This window comes from Glycomyces tenuis DSM 44171, from assembly GCF_000427885.1.
Classification (GTDB): domain Bacteria; phylum Actinomycetota; class Actinomycetes; order Mycobacteriales; family Micromonosporaceae; genus Glycomyces; species Glycomyces tenuis.
This window is the reverse complement of sequence record NZ_ATYW01000038.1, coordinates 1-6,680: the sequence shown is the minus strand read 5'-3', so window position 1 is coordinate 6,680 and position 6,680 is coordinate 1. Positions and strand designations below refer to the sequence as shown.

The following is a 6,680-nucleotide window of genomic DNA, read 5'->3' as shown; positions in this document are numbered from 1 at the left end:
GCGGTCACCGCCGCGGCCGTCGCCGCGCTCGGTGCCGGCGCCTTGACCATCGCCTCGGCGAACCAGGCGTCCGCCGAAGCGGGATGCGAGGTCGACTACAACGTCATCAGCAGCTGGGGCGGGGGTTTCCAGGCCAACATCGTCGTCACCGCCGACGAGCCGATCAACGGCTGGGAGATCGCCTGGGACTTCCCCTCCGGCACCTCCGTCCAGAGCGCCTGGAACGTCGACTGGAGCCAGAGCGGCTCGACCTTCACCGGCTCCGACGTCGGATGGAACGGCTCCATCGCCTCCGGCCAGAGCCGCGAGGTCTTCGGCTTCGTCGGCTCGGGCAGCTCGACCGCGCCCGGCCAGTTCACCATCAACGGCGACGTCTGCAACAACCAGGACGACCCCGACGACCCGACGGACCCGGACGACCCGACGACCCCCGACGAGCCGGGCGAGCCGGGCGACAAGGTCGACAACCCGTACGAGGGCGCCCAGGTCTACGTCAACCCGCAGTGGGCCGACCAGGCCAGGGCTGAGCCGGGCGGCGACGCGATCGCCGACCAGCCGACCGGTGTGTGGATGGACTCCACTGCCACCGTCCACGGCGACGGCGACCCGGGTTCGACCGGCGGCTGGGGCCTTCAGGAGCACCTCGACGAGGCCGTCACGCAGGGCGCCGACCTCATCCAGGTCGTCATCTACAACCTGCCCGGTCGCGACTGCGCCGCGCTCGCTTCGAACGGCAAGCTCGGCCCCGATGAGATCGACGCGTACAAGACCGAGTACATCGACGTGATCGTCGACATCATGAGCGACCCCGCTTACGCGGACCTCAGGATCGTCAACGTGATCGAGATCGACTCGCTGCCGAACCTCGTCACGAACGTCTCGCCGCGGCCGACCGCGACCGACAAGTGCGATGAGATGAAGGCCAACGGCAACTACCAGAACGGCATCTCCTACGCCGCCGCGGAGCTGGGCGCGCTGCCGAACACCTACAACTACATCGACGCCGGTCACCACGGCTGGATCGGCTGGGGCGACACCAACCCGGAGTACGACAACTTCTTCGCCACCGCCGAGCTGATGGGCACGCTCATCGGCATGAACGGCATGACCGCCGACGACGTCCACGGGATCATCTCCAACACCGCCAACTACTCGGCGCTGAAGGAGCCCTACTGGAACGTCGACGACAACGTCGGCGGCCAGGCGCTGAACCAGAACCCCGAGCTGCCGTGGGTGGACTGGAACGACTTCAACAACGAGTCGGACTTCTCGACCGCCCTCCGCGACGCGATGGTCGACGCCGGTTACAACGACGACATGGGCGTGCTGATCGACACCAGCCGCAACGGCTGGGGCGGCGACTACCGGCCCACCGGCACCTCGTCCTCGGACGACCCGGTGACCTACGTCGACGAGTCGCGCATCGACCAGCGCATCCAGAAGGGCAACTGGTGCAACCAGGCCGGAGCCGGCCTCGGCGAGCGCCCGCAGGCCAGCCCCGACCCGGAGTACCCGACGATCGACGCCTACGTGTGGATCAAGCCCCCGGGCGAGTCCGACGGCGCCTCCGAGCCGATCGACAACGACCAGGGCAAGGGCTTCGACGAGATGTGCGACCCGGACTACCAGGGCAACCCCCGCAACGGGAACAACCCCTCGGGCGCCAGGGACAACATGCCCCTGTCGGGCCACTGGTCCTCCGAGCAGTTCGCCGAGCTCCTCGCGAACGCCTACCCGCCGCTCTAGGGCGACGGTTCTCGACAGCGACCGACTGAACACAAGGAACGGCTCGGCGACGTGAGTGGCCGCCGAGCCGTCACATAGACCGGATTCTCGGTTCCTTCCGAATACGGGGCCCCGCGGGACGGCGGGGCCCCGTTCCTATCTCGGGGCCATGCCCGCGAGCAGCAGGTCGACGATCCGCTCGACGATGTCGGCGCTCTTGAGGTCCGCGTACTGGCCGTACACGAGGATGGTCAGCAGCGGACTGTTGAACATCGCGACGGCCAGATCCAGGTCGACCTGGTCGCCGACCTCCCCCCGCTCGGCCCAGTAGCCGAAGACCTCCCTGATGAAGGCCCTGCGGCGCTCGACGAAGCGGTCGTGGTAGCGCTTGTACTCGGGGTCCTTGGCGACCAGCATCATGCACTTGAAGACCTTGCTGTCCCTCGGGCCGGCGGCCTTGCGCATGTTGTCGCCGATGAAGACCAGGTCGTCGCGGAGCGAGGTGCGCGGCAGGTCCGTCGGGATCGGCGCCTTGACGCTCTCGACGGCCGCCGCCACCAGCGCCTCCTTGGAGGGCCAGCGGCGGTAGATCGTGGCCTTTGAGACGCCGGAGCGCTCGGCGACGCCCTCGACGCTGACGTCGGCGACGGTCCCGTGCTCGGCGATGAGGTCCAAGGTGGCCTCCAGGATCGACCGGCTCACGGCCTCGCTGCGCGGGCGGCCTTTGGCGCGGATCTGGTCGTCGGTCTCGCCGAGCACGGGTTCCATGCGTCGATTCTCTCTCACACCTCGCTGAGCACGGGCTCGGCGGCCCGCTCGGGCTCGGCGGCGCGGTCCTGCCCGCGGCTCTTGCCGGGGAAGAACAGCGCGATCACGATGAGGCCGAGGGCCGAGACGCCCAGAGCCGCGAACGCGGTGGTGTGGAGCGCGTCGATGAACGAGGTGTTCGCCGCGTCCGTGATCGAGGGCACCGCCTCGGGCGGGATCGCGCCGGACTCGAGCGCCCCGTAGGTGGAGGGCAGGTCCGAGCGGGCCGCCTCTGGCAGCTGCGGGGCGGTGTCGGCGATCTGGGTGCGGTAGGCCTGGGCCATGACGGTGCCGAGCACGGCCACGCCGATCGCGCCGCCGGTCTGGCGCAGGGTGTTGGCCAGGGCGGAGGCGACGCCGGCCTGGTCTCTGGGCGCCGAGGACATGAGCGTGTTCATCGCGGGCGGCATGAGGTTCGCCATGCCCATGCCGGTGACGAAGAACATCGCGATGATGAGCCAGACCGGGGTGTCGGCCTCGTAGGCGAGCGCGGTGACCAGGAGGTTGGTCATGACCAGCAGCATCGCCACGATGCCGACGGCCTTGGCGCCGAACCGCTCCACGAGCGTGTTCGACAGCGGCGCGAAGACCAGCATGGCCGCGCCGAACGGCAGGAACAGCAGACCCGTCTGCAGCGGCGAGAAGTCCTTGAGCATCTGGAGGTAGAAGGTCATGAAGAACATCACGCCCATCATGCCGAAGAAGGTCAGCGTGATGATCGCCGAAGAGGCCGAGAAGCGGGTGCTCTTGAACAGCTTCATGTCCAGGGAGGCGTGCGGGGTGCGCCGCTCCCACAGGACGAAGGCGACCAGGACGAGCACGCCGAGGCCGATGGTGCCCCAGACCTCCGCGCCGGTCCACGAGCCGGTGTCGCCGGCTTCGATGATGCCGTAGGTGAGGCTGACCAGGCCGACCATGGACAGGGCCATGCCGACCAGGTCGGGGCGGGTCTGGCGGCCCTTGGACTCGGGCACGAGGAGGAAGATCGCGACGAGGCCGAAGGCGATGATCGGGACGTTGATCAGGAAGACCGAGCCCCACCAGAACCGCTCCAGGAGCGCGCCGCCGACGATCGGGCCGAGGGCGCCGCCGATGCCGACCGCCCCGGTCCAGATGCCGAGGGCCTTGGGGAACTCCCGGTTGGAGAAGACGTCGCGCAGGATCGAGAGCGTCGAGGGCATCATGATCGCCGCGCCGGCGCCCATGAGGGCGCGGTACCAGATGAGCTGGTCGGGGGTGGAGGCGTAGGCCGACAGGAGCGAGGCGAGGCCGAAGACGAACAGGCCGCCCAGGAGCATTCGCTTGCGGCCGATCCGGTCGCCGATGACGCCGGCGGCGAACAGGAGGCCGGCGAAGACGAGGGTGTAGGAGTTGATCATCCAGGCCAGTTCGCTCTGGCTGGCGCCGACGCCCTCGTTCGGGTCGGCCAGGGTCCTCATGGCGACGTTGAGGACGGTGTTGTCCAGGACGGCGACGATGAGGCTGATCACCAGGACCGCGAGGATGGCCCACCTGCGCGGGTGGCCGGTGTCCTCGGCGGTCGGGTCGGAACGGGTTTCGGTCACGGGGTTTCCATTCTGCGTGCGGTTGTGCGTTCGATTCGCTCTGCCACGCCTCGCGTGGTGGTGTTGGAGACAGACTAAGTCTTTTCGAAACGATACGGTACCGTATCGTAATATAGCTCACAGGGAAATCTACCGCCCGCCGCCGACACATCGCGTCTTTCCGGATTCCGCGCCCTCGCGGCAAGTGGTTCAATGGCCTCGTGGCCGCTAAATTCCCGTATGACGACCTCCAATCGTTCCTCGCCGCGCTCGAAGCCGACGGCGAGCTCACCCGCGTCTCCGCCGAAGTGGACCCGAACCTGGAGATCTCCGAGATCACCCGGCGCGTGATCCGCGACGGCGGCCCGGCGCTGCTGTTCGAGAACCCCGCCGGGAGCGAGATGCCCCTGGCGATCAACCTCTTCGGCACCCTGCCGCGCATGGCCAAGGCCCTCGGCGTCCGCCGCCTCGACGAGATCGGCGAGCGCATCGGCGAGCTCGCCCGGCCCGAGCTGCCCGTCGGCTGGGCCGGCATCCGCGACGGCCTCGGCAAACTCATGCAGCTCAAGTCCGTCCCGCCCAAGAAGGTCCGCAGGGCCCCCTGCCAGGAGGTCGTGTACAAGGGCGACGACGTCGACCTGAGCCGGCTGCCCGGCCTTCAAGTATGGCCCGGCGACGGCGGCGTGTTCCACAATTTCGGGCTGACGCACACCAAACACCCGGCGACCGGCAAGCGAAACGTCGGCCTCTACCGGCTCCAGCAGCACGACGAGCGCACCCTCGGCCTGCACTGGCAGATCCACAAGAACTCCACCGGCCACTACGCCGAGGCCGAGCGGCGCGGCGAGCGCCTCCCCATCGCGGTGGCGATCGGCCCCGACCCGGTCATGGCCTACGCCGCCACCGCGCCCCTGCCGCCCGACATCGACGAGTACCTCTTCGCGGGCTTCCTGCGCGGCGAGCGCGTCGAGATGACCGACTGCCTGACCGTGCCGCTCCAGGTCCCGGCCACCTCGCAGATCGTCCTCGAGGGCTGGGCCGAGCCGGCCGAGCGCCTCCCCGAGGGGCCCTTCGGCGACCACACCGGCTTCTACACGCCGATCGAGCCGTTCCCGGTCATGCACGTCGAGGCAATGACCATGCGCCAGAACCCGATCTACCACACGATCATCACCTCGGCGCCGCCGCAGGAGGACCACGGGCTCGGCAAGGCCACCGAGCGGATCTTCCTGCCGCTGGTCAAGATCATGATCCCCGAGATCGTCGACTACGACATGCCGGCCGCGGGCGTCTTCCACAACTGCGTGATCGTCTCGATCGACAAGAAGTTCCCCAAGCAGGCCCAGAAGGTCATGAGCGCGATCTGGGGCCTCCAGATGATGAGCCTGACCAAGCTCATCGTCGTCGTCGACGCCGACTGCGACGTCCACGACTACCGCGAGGTGGCGTGGCGGGCCCTGGGCAACGTCGACTACTCGCGGGACCTGCTCTTGACCGAAGGGCCCGTGGACCACCTCGACCACGCCTCGTACCACCAGTTCTGGGGCGGCAAGGCCGGCATCGACGCGACCGCGAAATGGCCCGAGGAGGGCTACACGCGCGGCTGGCCCGAGGAGACGCGGATGAGCTCTGCGGTGAGGGCCACCGTCGACCGCCGCTGGAAAGAATACGGACTTGACTGACACCGCCTCCCGGCCGAACCACGTCCGGGACTTCCTCAAACTCGTCGCCTTCGAGCACTCGATCTTCGCCCTGCCGTTCGCGTACCTCGCGACGCTCACCGCCATGGAGCTGGAGGACGCCTTCAGTTGGGGCGTGCTGGCCCTGGTGACGGTCGCGATGGTCTCGGGGCGGACGCTGGCGATGGCCGCGAACCGCATCATCGACAGGAAGATCGACGCGAAGAACCCGCGGACGGCCGGGCGCGAGCTCGTGACCGGCGCGGTGAGCCTGCGGACCGCCTACATCGGCTGCGCGGTGAGCCTGGTCGTCTTCCTGGCCTCGGCGGCCCTGCTCAACCCGCTGTGCCTGGTGCTGAGCCCTCTCGCCGTCGCGCCGCTGATCGTCTACCCGTACGCCAAGCGCTTCACCGACTACCCGCACGCGGTCCTCGGCCTGGCGCAGATGGTCGCGCCGGTGGGCGCGTGGCTGGCGGTGACCGGCACCTTCGAAGGCTCCGGTCCGGCGATCGTGCTCGGTCTGGCGGTGGGGCTGTGGATCGGCGGCTTCGACCTGATCTACGCCTGCCAGGACGTCGAGGTCGACCGGCGCATCGGCGTGCGCTCGACTCCGGCGAGGTGGGGCGTCAAGGCCGCGCTGGGCGCCTCCACGGTGACGCACGTGGTGACCTGGGCGATGTTCGCCTGGTTCGGGGCCCTGACCGGCTTCGGCGTCCCCTACTGGATCGGCCTGGCACTGGTCGCCGCCGTCCTCGTCTACGAGCACGCGATCGTGAAAGCGGACGACCTGTCGAAGGCGAACCGGGCCTTCTTCACCGCCAACGGCGTCGTGGCGATCGCCCTGTTCGCCTTCGCACTCGGAGACCTCGTTCTCCGGTAAATCATTTTCCGTCGACGGAAAATGTTTTGTACACTTGCGGGATGC

5 protein-coding genes are annotated in these 6,680 nt (G+C 68.5%); 3 read left to right on the top strand and 2 right to left on the bottom strand.

Annotated elements, in window-relative coordinates; all coding sequences use genetic code 11:
* Positions 1–1,746 (top strand): glycoside hydrolase family 6 protein (locus YWW_RS0124135; RefSeq protein WP_026932104.1); only part of this gene is annotated, 1,746 nt, incomplete at its 5' end.
* Positions 1,747–1,881: 135 nt separating this feature from the next.
* On the opposite strand, the gene YWW_RS0124130 is transcribed toward YWW_RS0124135, so the two are convergent.
* Positions 1,882–2,493 carry a TetR/AcrR family transcriptional regulator gene (locus YWW_RS0124130; protein ID WP_051326260.1) on the bottom strand — a complete coding sequence of 204 codons (612 nt, stop codon included), beginning with the start codon at positions 2,491–2,493 and terminating at the stop codon, positions 1,882–1,884.
* 14 nt (positions 2,494–2,507) lie between these two features.
* Entirely contained in the window at positions 2,508–4,097 is a 1,590-nt protein-coding gene (locus YWW_RS0124125; protein ID WP_026932102.1) for an MFS transporter, read from the bottom strand.
* Positions 4,098–4,297: 200 nt separating this feature from the next.
* On the opposite strand from YWW_RS0124125, the gene YWW_RS0124120 reads away from it, so the two are divergent.
* A complete protein-coding gene (locus YWW_RS0124120) occupies positions 4,298–5,758 on the top strand; it encodes a menaquinone biosynthesis decarboxylase (protein WP_026932101.1) in 1,461 nt (486 codons plus the stop codon).
* Positions 5,751–6,635, top strand: a complete 885-nt coding sequence (gene mqnP, locus YWW_RS0124115) for a menaquinone biosynthesis prenyltransferase MqnP (RefSeq protein WP_026932100.1) — start codon at positions 5,751–5,753, stop codon at positions 6,633–6,635. The genes YWW_RS0124120 and mqnP overlap by 8 nt, the downstream gene beginning before the upstream one ends.
* Positions 6,636–6,680: the final 45 nt, after the last annotated feature.

Bases quoted from the DNA above. Each gene is read 5' to 3' on its own strand.
- YWW_RS0124130 (WP_051326260.1), bottom strand. From the start codon at position 2,493: ATGGAACCCGTGCTCGGCGAGACCGACGACCAGATCCGCGCCAAAGGC.